This is a genomic window from SAR324 cluster bacterium (assembly GCA_015232315.1).
Classification (GTDB): domain Bacteria; phylum SAR324; class SAR324; order SAR324; family NAC60-12; genus JADFZZ01.
Genome location: JADFZZ010000050.1, coordinates 3,682 through 21,090, shown reverse-complemented (window position 1 = coordinate 21,090; position 17,409 = coordinate 3,682). Strand labels below are relative to the sequence as shown.

The 17,409-nt window shown below is 45.8% G+C and carries 12 protein-coding genes; 4 read left to right on the top strand and 8 right to left on the bottom strand.

The genetic code is table 11. The features are described from left to right. On the bottom strand, positions 1-408 hold a 408-nt coding region (locus tag HQM11_20165), incomplete at its 3' end, for a hypothetical protein (GenBank protein ID MBF0353353.1). Positions 409-742: 334 nt separating this feature from the next. Between HQM11_20165 and HQM11_20160 the strand changes: the two genes are divergently transcribed. From HQM11_20160 to HQM11_20150, 3 genes are all read left to right on the top strand, one after another. Continuing rightward, positions 743-1,459, top strand: coding sequence for a VacJ family lipoprotein (locus tag HQM11_20160; protein ID MBF0353352.1), 717 nt, complete (start codon positions 743-745; stop codon positions 1,457-1,459). Beyond that, positions 1,456-2,070 (top strand): ABC transporter substrate-binding protein, encoded by a 615-nt coding sequence (locus HQM11_20155; GenBank protein MBF0353351.1) that lies wholly within the window; start codon positions 1,456-1,458, stop codon positions 2,068-2,070. Before HQM11_20160 ends, HQM11_20155 begins: the two co-directional genes overlap by 4 nt. 80 nt (positions 2,071-2,150) lie before the next feature. Further along, positions 2,151-4,649, top strand: coding sequence for an RND family transporter (locus HQM11_20150; protein ID MBF0353350.1), 2,499 nt, complete (start codon positions 2,151-2,153; stop codon positions 4,647-4,649). Between the two features lie 242 nt (positions 4,650-4,891). On the opposite strand, the gene HQM11_20145 is transcribed toward HQM11_20150, so the two are convergent. Continuing rightward, positions 4,892-6,781 (bottom strand): sulfatase-like hydrolase/transferase, encoded by a 1,890-nt coding sequence (locus HQM11_20145; protein ID MBF0353349.1) that lies wholly within the window; start codon positions 6,779-6,781, stop codon positions 4,892-4,894. Positions 6,782-6,954: 173 nt separating this feature from the next. After that, complete coding sequence (locus HQM11_20140; protein ID MBF0353348.1) at positions 6,955-7,614, bottom strand: transglutaminase domain-containing protein; 660 nt, start codon at positions 7,612-7,614, stop codon at positions 6,955-6,957. A gap of 443 nt (positions 7,615-8,057) precedes the next feature. On the opposite strand from HQM11_20140, the gene arfB reads away from it, so the two are divergent. Next, positions 8,058-8,483 carry an aminoacyl-tRNA hydrolase gene (arfB, locus tag HQM11_20135; GenBank protein MBF0353347.1) on the top strand — a complete coding sequence of 142 codons (426 nt, stop codon included), beginning with the start codon at positions 8,058-8,060 and terminating at the stop codon, positions 8,481-8,483. A 380-nt stretch (positions 8,484-8,863) separates the two neighbouring features. Here arfB and HQM11_20130 read toward each other — a convergent pair whose 3' ends face one another. The 5 genes from HQM11_20130 to HQM11_20110 form a co-directional block, all read right to left on the bottom strand. Continuing rightward, the gene (locus tag HQM11_20130) at positions 8,864-12,877 is read right to left on the bottom strand and encodes a diguanylate cyclase (GenBank protein ID MBF0353346.1); all 4,014 of its coding nucleotides are present in this window, start codon (positions 12,875-12,877) and stop codon (positions 8,864-8,866) included. 172 nt (positions 12,878-13,049) lie between these two features. After that, positions 13,050-14,207 carry a hypothetical protein gene (locus tag HQM11_20125; GenBank protein MBF0353345.1) on the bottom strand — a complete coding sequence of 386 codons (1,158 nt, stop codon included), beginning with the start codon at positions 14,205-14,207 and terminating at the stop codon, positions 13,050-13,052. A gap of 2 nt (positions 14,208-14,209) precedes the next feature. Then, positions 14,210-15,022 carry a protein-glutamate O-methyltransferase gene (locus tag HQM11_20120; GenBank protein MBF0353344.1) on the bottom strand — a complete coding sequence of 271 codons (813 nt, stop codon included), beginning with the start codon at positions 15,020-15,022 and terminating at the stop codon, positions 14,210-14,212. Between the two features lie 10 nt (positions 15,023-15,032). Then, positions 15,033-16,763, bottom strand: a complete 1,731-nt coding sequence (locus HQM11_20115; GenBank protein MBF0353343.1) for a CZB domain-containing protein — start codon at positions 16,761-16,763, stop codon at positions 15,033-15,035. 367 nt (positions 16,764-17,130) lie between these two features. After that, a partial coding sequence (locus tag HQM11_20110) for a hypothetical protein (protein MBF0353342.1) occupies positions 17,131-17,409 on the bottom strand: 279 nt, incomplete at its 5' end.

The following is a 17,409-nucleotide window of genomic DNA, read 5'->3' as shown; positions in this document are numbered from 1 at the left end:
CTCCTGAAGTTTTTGGTATTCACTCATGAGCGTTTCCATCTGATTCAGTAGTTTACGTAACGATGTTGGGGAAACTCCGAACTGCTCTTCGACATGAATTCGCTTCAGAAAACTCGATATCCGTTCCACTCCCTGACCCCCCTTGATTCCAAACTCATACAATACCGCCAGAAGCATTTTAACCTGCCATTCATCGCCGACCTGACTCGCCCAAAAAGAATACTCCGGATACGGATTTCTCTTGGACAAGGCGGTTTGTCCTCGTTGAACCTGTCCTACAGAAAGTCCGATCTCTGTGGCCATTTTCCGGATGGATGACGTGCCAAATTCCTTTATTCGTTCCAGGATACGCCAATCCCAAGGAAGTCCTTTTTTCAAAAAAGTGTATCGGCTTACGTTGATAGCCAAAAAAGTTACACCTGAACTGATAGAGAAGTTTTGATTTTATGATTTTAAGCTGTTACATGAGTTTTTAGTTTAATCGTAATATGTCCCACCATCCTTACAATTCAAACCAGAGCTGATCATTAAAAGTTAAGGAACTATGAGAACTTTCAAAAAAGTGGTGTTGTGTTGGCTAATCAGTCTGATATCTGGCTCAGTGCATCTTTACGCTCAGGATGAGGTCATCCGGAACCCCGACAAGGTACCGCCAGACTCAACAGGTGAACTGCTCAAAGATACGGCTGAACCTGCAATAGAACTTGAAAATGCAGTTGGGAAAAGCGACTCATTGGAGTCAATGGCACCCGATGCCGTTGAGGCGGAGGACAGCATGGATGATATGGGTGGTTTTGATGAGTTTGACGATGAATTCGGTTCAGAAGCAAAACCTGAAGTTTTTGATCCTTTGAGTGGCTACAATCGTGTCATGACAGGCTTCAATGACTGGTTTTACACCTGGGTGCTGGACCCTGTAGCGAGGGGCTACCGCTGGGTGATGCCGGAATTTGCCAGACGGGGGATTGTTCATTTTTTCCATAACATTCTGTTTCCTCTCCGCTTTGTCAACAATGCCCTGCAACTCAAATTTCAAAATGCCGGTGAAGAATTCGCCAGGTTTGGACTCAATTCCACCATCGGGATTCTGGGATTTTGGGATCCTGCGCAGGAATGGTTCGGACTGGAACCGCATGAAGAGGATTTTGGACAGACTCTCGGATATTATGGAGTGGGAGGCGGTTTTCATATTGTGCTTCCGTTCCTGGGGCCTTCCAACCTCCGGGACAGTCTGAGCCTGTTTCCGGACTTTTATCTGGATCCGGTCAGTTATGCTGAAAGTCCCTATGATAATGTGGAGAACTACCCCTATCAACTGGGAATTCGATCGTTTGATATTGTCAATGAAACCTCTTTGCACATAGGGGAGTATGAAAATCTGAAAAAAGACGCCATTGAGTTGTATCCCTTCCTGAGAGAAGTTTATGAACAAAATCGTGCTAAAAAAATTGAGGAGTGAGTATGAAAGTTAAAATGATTCTGTCGATGCTGATGTTATTGTTATGTAGTCCAATGGTTTATGCCGATGAGGCAGATGCCGTGACCAACGTTACCCGTGAAAAAATCAATATGGTGATTGGTTTTCTTCGAGACAAAACCCTCACTAAAGCGGACAGGAACCAGAAAATTCTTGGAACCATTGATACTATTTTTGATTTTCAGACCATGGCCATGCTCAGTCTTGGCAAAAAACACTGGAGTGGTTTGAGCGAAACACAACGGCAGGAATTCACCAATCTGTTTGTCAAACGTCTGCAGGATTCCTATCTGGAAAAACTGGACCTGTACACCGATGAAGACGTGGTGGTGGAAAACGCCAATCAAGTGAAAAAAAACAGGATTGAAGTCAAAACTCTGCTGGTCTCTAAAGATGATAAGAAAGAAATGATTTACAAATTTTTTGAAACGGATAAATCCTGGCAGATTTATGATGTTGAGGTGATGGGTGTCAGTATTGTCCAGACCTATCGAAGTCAGTTCGAAGGTGTCCTGAAACAGGAAACTATGGATGATCTGATTGGCCGGATGAAAACATCCGCGGATCTGGCAGTCCCTGAAGAAGGAAAATGAACTCAACGCACTTCGTGCGATTTTTGTAGGAGGCGGACAGTGTTTGCCTCCTACACAATCATTGCCACAACAGAGGCCCTATGATAAAAAAAATTTATGATCGTTACATTCTTGAATATCCGGTGGTTTTTCTGATCCTTGTGCTGGTTCTGATCGGGTTTCTTGGCTATGAGGCCAAAAAGCTGGATGTGGATGCGTCCGCTGAAACACTCATGCTGGAAGATGATAAGGACTTGCGTTATACCCGTCAGGTCAATTCACGCTATGATAATCCTGATTTTCTGATCGTTACCTATTCCTCCAAAGAAGACCTGCTGACGGATAAAAGTCTCGATCACCTCAAACGACTTCAACAGGAACTCCTCAGTCTCGACAGGGTAGAGTCTGTTTATTCCATTCTCAATGTTCCCTTACTCGAAAGTCCGCCGAAACCCCTCAATGAACTTCTGAAGGAGGTTCCGACTCTCGAAACGCCATGGATTGACAGGGAACTCGCCAGAGCCGAATTTCTAAAAAGTCCGATCTACAGCGAAAATCTGGTCAGTGCCGACTTTAAAACAACGGCTCTTCAGGTGAATCTGAAAGATGATCCTATCTGGAGAAACCTGGTCAACCGCCGTTATGAACTCCGTCAAAAAGAAATGGATGGGAACATCAATGCTGAGGAACAGACGGAACTCCAGAATATTCAGAAGGACTTCAAGGAACACCGCAACCGGATGCGCGTGATTGAACATGAAAATGTGGCTCAGGTACGTGCCATCATTGAAAAATACAAGGATAATGCCGATCTGTTTCTGGGAGGAGTCAGCATGATTGCTGATGATTTGATCACGTTTGTGAAAGATGATCTCAAAGTTTTCGGGTTAGGTGTGCTGCTCTTTTTGATTGTGACCATGTGGGTTATTTTCAGGCAGATTCGCTGGATTATTATTCCGTTGCTGTGTTGCGCGCTTTCCGTGATTGCCACAAGTGGTTTTCTGGGAATTTTCGGGTGGGAAGTCACTGTGATTTCATCCAACTTCATTTCCATTCAGCTCATCATCACGATGTCACTGACCATCCATCTGATGGTCCGTTATCGGGAACTCGCACAGCAAATGCCCGGCGCAAGCGAAAAAGAACTCGTTTTAAACACGATGACATCCATGGTAAAACCCTGTTTTTATGCCATTATCACCACGGTCGCAGGTTTCTTTTCATTGATTCTCAGTGGCATTTTACCCATCATTCAGTTTGGTTGGATGATGAGTACAGGAATCAGTGTATCGCTCATTCTCACCTTTGTGCTGTTTCCAATCATACTCATGCCCATGAAACAGCTCCCAACCAACAAAAAAGCTGAATCAGGATCGGCTTTAACGTATTGGATGGCTCACGCGACTGAAAAGTATGGACGCGGCATTTTGATTTCCAGCGTAGTGATTCTGGTTGTATGCATTGTGGGCATCTTAAAGCTTCGTGTGGAAAACAGTTTCATTGATTATTTCAAACCCACCACCGAAATTTATCAGGGAATGAAAGTCATCGACCAGCAGTTGGGTGGAACCACACCACTGGATATTGTCCTTGAATTTGAAACAGTTGAAACGCCTGCGGTCACACAACCTGTCACAAGTGATGGCTCAGACAACACGAGTGATTTTGATGAATTTGAAGCTGAATTTGAAGAATCTAAAGGTGAGGCGCAATACTGGTTCACCGAGGAAAAAATGCAGCAGGTGGAAAAAATTCACGACTATCTGGAAAGTGTGCCTGAAATCGGCAAGGTGCTCTCGATGGGAACCATGCTCAAAGTTGGTAAAACCCTGAATGATGGCGAACCTCTGGATAATTTCAAACTGGCATTGATTTACAATGAATTGCCTGAAAAATTCCGGAAAATTGTGTTGAGTCCCTATGTTTCAGTGGAACACAACGAAGTCCGGTTTTCTGTCCGTGTTCGCGATTCTGATCCTGATCTGAGACGGAACGAACTTCTGCACAGAATCCATGATGACCTCACAGGAAAACTGGGATTTTCTGACAAAAATATCCACATGGCAAGTATGTTGGTGTTATACAACAACATGCTGCAAAGCCTGTTTTCGTCACAGATTCTGACCTTAGGGGTGGTGGTTGTGTCCTTGATGGTGATGTTCATGATTTTGTTCCAGTCCTTCAAACTGGCTGTGATTGCGATTTCCCCCAATATTCTGTCCATCGGAGTTATTCTGGGCTTCATGGGGTGGGTTGGTATTCCATTGGACATGATGACCATCACCATCGCGTCTATCAGCGTAGGGATTGCTGTGGATGATACCATCCATTACATCCATCGTTTCAAGTCTGAGTTCAAAAAAGATGGAAACTACCTGGCAACCATGCACCGGTGCCATGAAAGCATTGGCTATGCGATGTATTATACCTCTGTGACCATCATCATCGGGTTTTCCATTCTGGTCCTGTCCAATTTCATTCCCAGCATCTATTTCGGAGCCTTGACTGGACTGGTCATGGTTGTCGCCCTGATAGCCGCCTTGACGCTGCTCCCGTCGTTGATCGTTGCCATCAAACCTCTTGGTCCTGAAACAAAATAAGGGACAACAAAAGAATAAGTTGTAACCGTTTGCTCGTGCCCTACCTCCCGTGCAAGGTTAAGTTAAGAAATTACCTTCGAGAAAATCCCCCTTTTCAAAGGGGGCATGAGGGATTTAAAGCTCGGAATTACATCCCCCTAACCACCTTGAACCAAGGGGGAATTGGTGCCAGTGACTTCACAGGGCTTAACTTAACAGACGTGTACGTCCCGTGGGGCACATTGTTATTTTTTGAACGTTCCTTACAAGTCTGGAAAAAAACTGTGGCGAGCCCATTTTTCCAGATACCGATCCTGTTTGATAAAGGCTTTCAGTTTCCTGACTTCCTCAGGAGAGGCCTGATCCCATAAATTCTTTTGCTCCAGCGGATCAAGACGGAGGTTGTAATATTCAAGGGAGGTGTGTTCTCCAGAAATATAAAACAGAAATTTATGATCTCCATGGACAATGCCCAGACTTGAGAACTGATGGGTGTAATAGGCATTTGAATTTTGCAGAACAATATAGCGATCCTCCGGAAGCGGTGAAAAAATACTGAAACCCTGCAAGTCAGGCGTCAAAGCACTGATTTCCGGACGATCTTTTATTTTCAGCAGATCCTGCAGGGAGGGAATGATATCGATATTATTGACAGGAATATTTCGATTGACCGAAAGAATGCTTTGATATTCAGCCAACAATGCGTCAGGGATATAGATCCAGAACGGAACCCGAACACTTTCATCATAAAAGCGTTTCAAGTGTCCATACTCCCCCCAATGTTCAGCCATGGCTTCTCCATGATCCGCACTGGAAATGATAATGGTATTCTGCAGCATCCCCCGCTTTTCCAGTTGATCCAGCACCTGCCCGACAACATGATCCACGTAATGAATGGCATTATCATACTCTGTCATAGTACGTTCCCTGCCATTGAATTGTAATGGATTCCAGACTTCTGATTCTTTGCGGACAGTGAAGGGATAGTGGGTTCCGTTAAAATGGAGAACTCCCAAAATATGATTGGCCTTGAGATCTGTTTGATCCAGAAACTTTACAAATTCATCATGAATAAACTGGTCATCGGCGCCCAAATTGTTGAAGGCGGGTTTTTTTCCCAGTTCGCGAAACCAAAGCTTATCAAGATGAGGCGACTGCACAAACAGTTTGAAGTTGCCATAGTCGTAGGAATGGCTGGCGATCAAGAAACTTTTGAGGTCAGGAAACATTTTAGCGTATTCAAAAAACAATGGAACACCATGCAGTTTTTGATGGGATTGCCCGGGATGAATTCCCGATAAAGTTGCGGGATAGGATAAATGTGTGTTGGTGCTGTTGGAATAGGCTCTCTCAAAAACAAATGAATTTTCCGGATATTTTTCAAGAAGGAATTTGTCCTGGTTGGGTGTTGTTTTTCTGGGATATCCATAGAGCGAACAGCTTTGCGCGCGCAAGCTTTCATTAAACAGAAAGACTACATTGAATTTGGGCCTTTCTGGAATTTGCGGTAATTGGGGAATCAGACGTACCTGAAGCACACGGATATTGCCCTGATTGCTAAACATATTGTTCAAGGACATGGTCAAGGAAAACCAGAAATTGGCTCCCGGAAGAAAATTTCCCTGACTCAACCGTACATTGTTGTGAAACACAGGAGTCAGGATCAATAACACCCCAATGGGAATTTTACTGAAACGGACAGGTTTTTCAGAATTGGAGCAAGCACGAATAAGCACCAGCCAAACTCCAGTCAGTGCCAGGGTCGTGAGGGGAAAAACCACCAGCATTAAAAAATTTGGTTCAATATACGTCAAAAACTCCCCTGTTTCTTCCAATACAAAACGAATGCTGGTGATATTGGGAAAATTTTTAAACATGTCATAAAACTGGTAACTTCCCAGGTCAACAAACGCGATGATCCCATTGAGGACAAGCAATGCGCCGATCAACAGTTTTTTCCGGTTTCCACACCATTTAAGCAATGCGGTTCGCATCACCAGCGCGCAACAACCCGCAAACAGGATCGACAACAGGTAAAATCCCCACTCCATCAGAGACCAAAATACGAGGTTTTGCCTGCGGATGATTAAATCGATAACGGCCAGAATACTGATAAATCCCCAAAGATACTGATTTGCTTTTGTTGGTATCATGTCGAATTAAAAATAAAAAAAGGGTGAAATTATTTTTTTATGATGGAGTGAGTCGGTCCTTGTTTGTTCTCGACAGTGGTAAGTTCTCAGCTTTCAGTTCTCAGTTTTAATGACTTACTAAAAGCTGAAGGCTGATAACTGAGAACTTACAACTCTTGAATTTGAAGAACCAGTCATGAAGATGTCTGAAGATCAGATTCCAGCGATTTTCCCCGAATTGTAGCTGCGTTGATGAGATGCGGGTAATGCTTCGCCAGTTCCCGACAGATCAGGTCATAGGGGAGATCCGCGAATTCTCCATGGAGTTTAAGATATTCCATGTGTTTTCGGCCTTCTTTGGTAAATTGTTGAAAAATGGAATCCTGTCGTCCGTCAAATTCCAGCGCCGCCACTCCCATTTTCTGACATAGGGATTGATTGAACGCGGGAGTTGCCTTGACCCATTTCCCCTCCAGAAACAATTCGATGTACCCATGCATCGCAAAAACATCACTTTTTAGCCAGGCGATCAATTGTGGACTGGAAAGATGGTTTCGGACATTGGCCAACCCAAGTCTCGACGGGATGCCAAAATGACGGGCGAGCGCACCGAGCAGAACAGCTTTGGGAATACAGTACGATTTGCGTTCTCTGACGACATGACTGGCCGATAATGTTTCCGGAATGACAGAGAATGTGTAAGGATTGTATTGAATTTCATCACGCACTGCCAGATATAAGGCTTTGGCGATGTCAACCTTATCCTGAATTCCGCCAGCAACCTGTTCAGCAAATTCAAGGACTATCGGGTTCTCAAAATCAAAAAAAATCGTTGGTTTCAAATACGGATCCATGGATAGGTCTCCCTAGAAAAAATATGGTTTGTTGCGTTTCGGATGTTCCAGTTAATCAATGCTCTCCAGCCGTTCTTACGGAGAATAAACGAAAGCGTTCACTGTTTTTTAATTTCTCATCAAGGACTATTGCTCCATCCCAATCTGTTGTGTTCCCGATCATTTCAATCGTATCCAGAGTCCAGGTTCCCTGTCAACCACTGACCTTTGCGTTCGAAATTTACATCCTATAAATCGGCAAATTATGAAAGACAGTTTTGGGGAAAAAATCTTTAATTTGACAGAAAACTCTCAGTTTGAGATATCAATAGATCAAGTCTGTAGTTTGCATCAGATCGCACCGAAAGAAGAGGTGTTGGAAAGCGAATCGTAAGTAGGGCACAATCAAACTTTAACAACTTATACTTTTTTGCCGTTCTTCAGAACGAAATGGATAGCAGACGATGATTCAGATAACCCCCCAAATTTGTATTGAAGAACATGAACTTCATGAAGAGTTCATCCGGGCTTCAGGACCAGGTGGCCAGAATGTCAACAAAGTATCAACCGCGGTAAGGCTCCGGTTTGATGTTCTCAATTCACCCTCCCTCCCCCATGAAGTCCGTGATCGGCTGATTCGGTTGTCAGGAAAAAAAATTACCGCTGAAGGTATTTTAATCATCGAAGCGCAACGGTTCAGAACACAGGACAGAAACAGGGCTGACGCGCTGGATCGATTGATCAAGCTTGTGCGGAGGGCTACGGAACGACCGAAACCTCGTAAACCCACAAAACCGACAAAACAAGCCAGGGAAAATCGTCTGGAAGAGAAAAAACTCCGTAGTGCCTCAAAACGTATGAGAAAGCATGTTTCCAATACAGAACTATGAATCCAACACCTGAGAAGCCAACGCTTCCACCTTGTGTCGAAAATGATGGGTTTCGCTCTCGCTCTACCCATCCTACGGAACCATTTTTTGAAAATTAACAGCCCTGACCCATTTGTCTGCTGAGGGATGTTCCAAGGCTGTTAAGTTAAGAAATTACCTGCGAGAAAATCCCCCTTTTCAAAGGGGGCATGGGGGATTTAACGCTCAGAATGACATCCCCCTAACCCCCTTAAACCAAGGGGAATTGGTGCCAGCGCCTTCACAGGGCTTAACTTAACAGACTTGGAGGGATGCTCAGGAAAAAATCTGATTGAACAGGTAGAAAAACAGGTACGCATCCTTTTTTGGAAAATTAAACGACCCTGACAATCAGGAAGATATCAACGATAACGTTTTTTCTGGGCATAATATGCTTCCTTGTCCTGATACATCCGTTCATCCGCAAGTTTCATGACTTCTTCAGCGGAGGTTTCTTCAGTGCTGGCAAGGCCAATGCTCATGTGAATGGGAACCATTTCTTCAACGCCTTCTTTTGAAACACATTTCATTTGGGCATGCTGTTCTTTTTCCCGAATACGTTCAATCAAATAGCCTGCCTGCTCATTTCCGCAGGAGGGACACAATATCACAAATTCATCACCACCAAGTCGGACGATCACATCGGATTTTCGACTGACCTGTTTGAGCAATTCAGCCACCTGAATGATCATGGTATCGCCATATTGGTGTCCAAACACATCATTCACCCGTTTGAGACCATTCACATCAATCATGATGGTGGTGAAATGGATGTCTTCAAACTGCTGATGCTGTGCTTTCATTCGTTGTAGTTCGCGGTCAAAATAGAGACGGTTGTAAGTTCCGGTCAAACCGTCCGTATTGGCGATTTTTTCCAATTCTCTGGTCAGCATCCTGTTTTCAGCCACAGCCGCGACCTGTTCCATGAACAGGGTGATGGTCTGGGACGCTTGTTTTTCCAGTTCTGGTCCATGAATCATCAGTGTTCCAACCACTTGTTTTTCACGTCCCTGAAAGCCCATCAACTGCCATTTCTTTTCAGGGGATTGTGACATCAGACCCGGGGGAAGTTCCTGTTTCCGCAACCGGGCTGCATTGGACAGCAAATGCTTTCGCTCCTTGTCTGAAAGACCACGGAAGGAAGCGAATTCCACGATACCGGGACGTTCGCCATGAAGAATCAATCCGAAATCACTTTGCTCAAATAAACTTTTCAGGTGTTTGAGGGTGTATTCAAAAAATTCATCCACCTGGACAATTTTATGAATGGACGCACTGGATTCAAGCAGAGAACGAAATATTTTGTTTTGCCCCATGATGATCTCATTGGCCTCAGACAGCTCACTGGTACGCTGTCGCACCTGGGTTTCCAGACTGTATAGCAATCGGGCATGCTGGATGTGAGGGCCGAGAATCAATCCCAGTTGACTCAGAAATTCTTTTTCAAGGGCATTGAACGGCATGTCACTGACTTTATGATAAATGAGCATCAACGCTGTCAATTGATCTTCAAAAAAGATTCCGAGAGTCAGTTCGGGTTCCAGCAGGTGTTTACGAATACTCTCTGTCACCTGAACACGATCCAGCATAATATCCATACGATCCTGGGCTACCAGATGATTTTCAGCATAACAGCCAAGAATTTCTGCGGGATTCAACTCCAGCACGATGGTTTGATCGCCTTTCGGATGGGATAATTCCAAAGAAAACAGGCCCGGTTGCGTATTCCAGGTTTCCCAACCTTTGAACGACTTTCTGCCATCATCCGCAAAAACCACCACACAACGTGAGCATGAAAACTCTGTGATCAATAGTTGTGAAATTGCCTGATGAACCATAGAGAGATGTCCTGTCTGGGATAACTGGTCGGTGAGGTGATACAATTGCTTTTGAAGTTCATCTTTTCTATCAGGAATGAACAGTGACAGAATGTTGTTCCAGCTTTTTCTGAGCAGGGGATAACTGATCAGACATCCCGCGATGAGGGTCATCTCCCCCCAGGGATTATTGATTTGCGCCCTGTCATAAAAGAATGAAATCACGACTGTTAGAATCGTAATGATTCCTGTCCAGTACAAAAACATCCGCACTACCGGGATTTGTTCACGAAATACCGGTTTGAGCATGGTATAAGCCAGCAGTATAATCGGAATAAAACTGAGATTGCTCAGGGGATAAAAAGCAAGGCCCAACGTCGCGGGAATGTCGCCTACCAGCAGGAGTCCCAATACACAGAAGGAGATCAACAACGCCTTGATGCGGTATTTCTGAAACGGGATGCGGGTTTGCTTCCACGTCTGATAAAGCACAAAAAATGAATGGATGGAACCCGCCAGCCATAAGGCACACGCGATATAAAATACAGGACCGCCTTTGGGATATAATCCCCAGTGGTATTGGTAGGAACCTGTCATGTAGTAATCGGTCAGGGTCAGGGGCGCTACAATCACACTCATGGCATAGACCGTATACACCGTCCACCATGTTTTGCGGCGTTGCGTCATGATGTAAATGGTGTGGAAGATCAATCCCCACAGGAACACAAAGGCAAATTGTCCCCAGCGCAACAGGAGTTCAAAGACTGCGACATCGGTGATGATTCCAGCCATAAACAGATTGAGGTTCAGGAGGCTGTAAAGAAAACAGCACAAACTGAAAACGATCGCGCCTTTCTGGTTTTGGGCGACAAGAATGATCAAAAAGGTTCCAATCGCGCAGGTGATAAAGGACAGGGCTGTTGGCAGGTCATAAAGATCCAGTTGTGCCATCAATTCAGACCAGGACATGTTTTTAACCGCCCACAGACAAACCGGAAGTGCTCCCAGATAGCCCAGAAAAATAAGATATCGAACCAGACTTCCCCAGAAACGTTTTTTGGCATAAACATTCACTTCCACCAGGTCATGCACCATGATGCCATAAGTGATGATCAGAACTGGCACAAAAAACCAGTCGCCTGGAGAAACCGGCATATTGATGAAGGATGAAAGCCCGTCGCCAATGATTAAAATTCCCGGAAGAACAAAACCGCCCAACAGCAGTCCTGTCTTCCTGATAAATTCAGGCTGTCGCTGTGCCTGAGTCACAATCAACCGGGTGGCATGCAAGACAGCAGCGGACCAGACGACGAGATGGATCGCGTAAAACAACTGGCCCTGTGCCATGATTCCCCAAGGAACATGACGAATGGTGTCATCAAAATAAAACCGGGTTTGAGTGAGCGGCATCAACCCCAAACCCGTGACATAACAGACATAAACCCATTTACGTTCTGTGCGTCCCAGATAAAGATAAATAAAATGCAGAAACAACGCAGGTTGATAGACCAGAAAAAAATGATTGGTTCGGGACAGGTTGATTTTGACCATTGCGTGTGAGGAATCAATCAGCAGAGTGAACAAATGGTCCAGATTGTTGACGCCCCATAGCAGGAACACCAGTCCAAATAAAATGGTTCGTTTCTGGGGAACTGCCTGCCGTAAAAAATACGCGGCAAAAATCATGCAGATGAACACCGAAAGCAGTCTCGTTCCCCCATGCGGATAAAATCGTTCTATGAACAAAATGATATTTTCCACATCCACCGCGCCTGTCATTCCCAGATAAAGCACGATGATCAGGATTGGTCCCACAAAAGGCCAGGTGAGGGCACGTCCCATCCGACCCTTGCGAATGAGCGACTGGCTGGTGTCAAGAATTTCATGCGACATCATGCCATAGGCGACCCATCCCAGGGGAACAAACGCAAACGCGCTGAGGGGATAAACCGGAATCCCCGAGTAAGGCAGCATGTCGAGTCCGATCATGGCCAGGCCAAGTGGAAATCCTGCGAACAAAAATCGGTATCTGGTTTGCTGGTCGGGGTCCGCGATGCTCCTGTAATGAGTTCTCAATACCAGCAACCCGTAAGCGGTGACAAACCCGCTTAAAAACGCGAAGGCGATCATACCGATAGTGCCCATCGGCATGAACCCAAAATAAAAATCGTTCATGCCCTTGAAAAAATAATCTGTCTGAGTGATTGGCACAAAGAGGATTGCCAGCAAATAACAAAAACGTTCCAGAGCCTTCCGATTGTTGATGTTTGCCATCTGATGCACAAATTTTATACCCACGGGCACACAAAACATCAGAACCATCAACGACACCCGGTAAATCCCTGTAACAATCCTTTCCTGTGCCACAATAATCCTGACCAGAAAATCCAGATTGTAAAGCATCAGCATCAGCGTCAGCAACGTAAAATACCGAATTTCAGGGCTGTTCTTTGCGGAACGAATGGTCAGCAAAAATAAAAACAACCCGCCCAGAATGGTCAGCGCTGGCGGAAGAGCATAGGGGAAAACACGTTCGAATCGGAAAATAATATCCATCATTGCACACGGATTCGAGAAAACATTAGTTCAAAAAATTCTTTTATTGTTTCCTATAGCGGATTCAAATCCGTTTGGGAATAAGCAGAATGGATATGTAGAGGAAATTAAGTACCCGATCAAAATTTTTGTAAGCGTTCAGCTTTCAGTATGGTCGGGTACTTTTCATTTTTACTCATTTCATAAGCCCCTCAATAGCACTGGAAATCTGATCCAGCGGCAGTTCCCGATCCACGGCACCACAGGCATGGGCTTCGCGTGGCATTCCATACACCACACAGGTTGCTTCATTCTGGCCAATTGTTTTGGCTCCTGCCTGTTTCATGGCGAGCAACCCCTTTGCTCCATCATTGCCCATGCCGGTAAGAATCACACCGATGGCATGATGTCTGGCTACTTGTGCCACAGACTCGAACATCACATTCACTGAGGGACGATGGTGGTTGACAGGGGGACCATCATCCAGCTCAATTTTGTATTTACCGTCTGTGTGAACAACCCTCAAGTGCCGGTTTCCTGGAGCAAGCCATGCCGTTCCCGGGGCAATCCATTCTCCATGGACCGCTTCCCTGACCTGTATGGCACTCGATTGATTCAGTCTCCGTGCATATTCTTTGGTGAATCCGGCTGGCATGTGCAGACTCATGACAATTCCCGGAAGATGGTCTGGCAATCGTTTCAGCACTTCAAGAAGGGCGTCAGGCCCCCCTGTGGACGCGCCAATCGCGATTAAATGATAAGGATGGACTGGTTTGAGACTGACAGAAGCTGTGGCTGGACTGGCTTTAGGTTCAACGTTTGGCGCAAGGGTTCCATGAGTTAATTCGATTTCCTGCTGAAACACCTCATGTCCATGCAGATACTCCATGAATATTTTTCCTGAGCTCACATCAAACAGAATTTTGCGTCCCCGACTTCCACCTGTATCCTGATTGATGAGGGGAATATTGAGTTTACGTAAAACCTTGATCGTGACTTCGATATTTTGGGGTCCTGCGGAAATGGAGTCTCTGCGGGAATCCGCCAGAATCAGCCGGTTGGCCCCGCCGAAAATTCTGGCGGTCAATCTTTTTTTACCGGCCCCGGCCTTGAGCAGTTCTTCATACAGGATAAACGTAGCCGCATTGGCGTATTGGGTGGTGAGTTTTGCGGGATCTGTGGTTCCGGGATACACGACATGATTCATACCGCCGATCTTACGCTGTTCATCCCACAGGCAAACCGCCACGCAAGATCCCAGCAGGGTGCTGATCACCACAGGATCAGGAGTGACCAGCACTTCTCCCGGATAAAGATAGAGCAGTGGCTTATCTCCCGTAACATCTGGTCTCATGGTTATTTACGATAAATGGAGGGTTGGATATATTTCAGGGAACTGGAAATGCCGCTCAGGGTTTCTGAATGACCAATCAGCAGATAACCGCCCGGACGCAATTGATTGGCCAGTTTCTGAATCAGTCGTTCCTGGGTGGGTTTGTCAAAATAAATCATGACATTCCGGCAGAAGATCACATCAAACAGTGCTTTCAAGGGAAAGGGTTCCATCAGATTCATGCGGCGAAAACGGATGAAAGAACGCAATTCATCCTTGACCAGATAACAGCCTTCCCATTGACCGGTTCCCTGCAAAAAATACTTTCGGCGAAGGGCCATGGGCACCGCACTGATTTTATCTGCGGCATAAACTCCGGCTTCGGCCATATCCAGAACTTTGTTGGAGATGTCCGTGGCCAGAATTTTGATATCAGAATTCACAGGAAAAGGAGACTCCATCAGGGTCATGGCCAGGGTGTAAGGTTCCTCACCGCTGGAACAAGCAGAACTCCAGAAACGCACCTGGGATTGACGGATCAAATCCGGAAAAACTTCTTTTTGTAAAAACTCAAAATGGGTGTTTTCCCTGAAAAAATCTGTTTTATTGGTGGTCACGGCATCAATCATTTCAGCCATTTCCACACCAGATTTGTCTGACATCAGAAATTCCCGATATTGACGAAAGGACATTCCATGCAATTGTCGGCGTTTGCTGAGTCGTGATTCCAGCAATTGTTTTTTGGTGTTATTCAGATTGATACCGCAGGTGTCATAAATCAACCGTTGGTACAATTCAAATTCTGAATCATTCAACCCTTCATCCGTTCTTGTCATAATTCCTGTTTCAAAATTCCTTGAAATCATCACGCATGGCAATAGATTGCTGGGCACCGATTTTGCGGGTATTGGGTCCCTTGTTGCCAGTGGTTGCAGGCAATGAAGCGACTGGTAAGGTGCCTTTAAATATTTTGTTTTGAGTGTGGGTTCGGACTGGAGGGGCCGATGCTTGATCCATTGTGCCAACATGTCGGGAAAGTTCCTCCACCAGATCCCGGAGTCCCATGGCCTGAGAGGAAAGTTCTTCAGAGGCACTGGCGGTTTCCTCGGCATTGGCGGCGTTGGATTGTGTCACCTTGTCCAGATCCACCAGGGCGCGATTGATCTGCTCCACCCCGTTGGCCTGTTCTTCGGAAGACACCCGGATATTTTCCACAGAGCGCATTCCGATCACCATCTGACCGCTTTGTTCGGTGGCCGCGGAAGAAATGGTTTCTATCAAATCGGAGACCTGCCGGGATTGCTTCAGGATTTCCTGCAATGCCACTTCACCTTTTTGGGCCAGTTCGTTGCCGGCTTCGGCTTTGCGCACACTTTCACGGATCAGTCCCGCGATTTCTTTGGCGGCTTTTTTGGAATTTTCCGCCAGTTTGGAAACTTCGTCAGCCACTACCGCAAAACCTTTCCCTTGGTCACCGGCACGGGCGGCTTCAATGGCGGCATTGGTGGCCAGCATTTTGGTCTGATGCGTGATTTCATTGATCACCTCAATGATGTCAGTGATTTTCTCACTGCCTTCCCGAATCTCCCGCATTGCCCGGGCAATTTCACCCATCGACTGCACTCCATTTTCCGCAGACAATTTAGCGGAATTGGACACAATGGCTGTGGTTTCTGCATTCGTCGCTGTTTGTTTAACCATGTCTACAACCTGCCTCATCAATTCCGTGGTGGAGGAAGCGTTGGCCACATTTTCCTTGGACTGAATCGAAATTTCTTCCATGGAACTGGAGGTTTCCTCAAGACTGGCCGCCTGCTGACTGGCTCCGGATGACAGCATCTGGGAACTGGACGCGATTTCTTCTGAAGAAGCCGCCAGAACATCAACTGTATGAGAAAGGTCGCCCACTAAGCGTAACAGCAAACCGTTGATATTCCTGAATAACAGCAAACCACCGATAATTCCTGAAATCAAACCGGCTATTCCTGTAACGCGGGTTAGCCAGAGTGTTCCGGATTGTGCTTGATTCATGCGTTCTATGGTGTGTTCCAGATTCGTATGAACCTGATCACGTAGCTCTTTCAGGATGGATTGCACCTCGGTGAGGACAGGTAAAATATCATGACTCAATACATCCGCACCTTTCTGAACCGTCAGGGGGTGTTGTTTATCCACCAGATGTTTGATGGTCGTCGCGTGTTTGTGCAATTCCTGATGGGGTCTGTCCAGGCTATTCAACAAGGGTTTCATTTCCGGAAATTGCTCTTCCAGTAGCTGTCGCTCAGGTCCGTAATACCATTGCCCCAGTTTACACCTGGTGGGATCTTCCTGAACATCGAGAGTGCGCTGTTGTTCATCTATGATAAATTTGAATACGGCTTCAACCCAGACGTGGTGGTCCACGATTTTTGAAGTCAGGGATCGTTCCATGTTAGTGAGATGGTCCACCTCTTCATCGAGAATTTGTGCTTCATGGAGTCCTGTTTCACTCAGGATTATCATGATTATCAACAGAATCATAACCAGCGAGAAACTACCGATAATTTTCTGTCCTATGGTGATCTTGTTTGGTTTCATATGTTGTACCTTTCCTGAATCTCCATATTTTATGTGTCAAAACAATGTTTTTACCTTGGTCCCTGCCCATAAGTACCCGATCAAAAGTTTTTTAACATTAATCTGGTTCCTGACGTCACATCCAAGGCTGTTAATTAAGGCACGCTGAAGGTCCCGGCACCAATTCCCCCTTGGTTTAAGGGGGGGTAGGGATGTTATTCAGAGCGTTAAATCCCCCATGCCCCCTTTGAAAAGGGGGATTTTCTCGCAGGTAATTTATTAACTTAATAGCCTTGCACCAGAGGTAGGGAACCAGAAAAAATGTTTAACGCTTTTTGGTCGGGTAATTATTATCAATTCAAGCATACAGAATTGGGCCACTGCCCCCCTAAAATTCCTTGAAATCATCCCGCATCGCAATCGATTTCTGGGCGCTGATCTTGCGGGTGTTGGTTCCCGTATTTCCTGCGTTTGCTGGAAGGGATGCCATGGCTGTTGATCTCCTATGGATTTTGGACTGTGTGGTCTGGGTTGACGAAGCCGATGCTTGATCCATTGTGCCAACATGTCGGGAAAGTTCCTCCACCAGATCCCGGAGTCCCATGGCCTGAGAGGAAAGTTCTTCAGAGGCACTGGCGGTTTCCTCGGCATTGGCGGCGTTGGATTG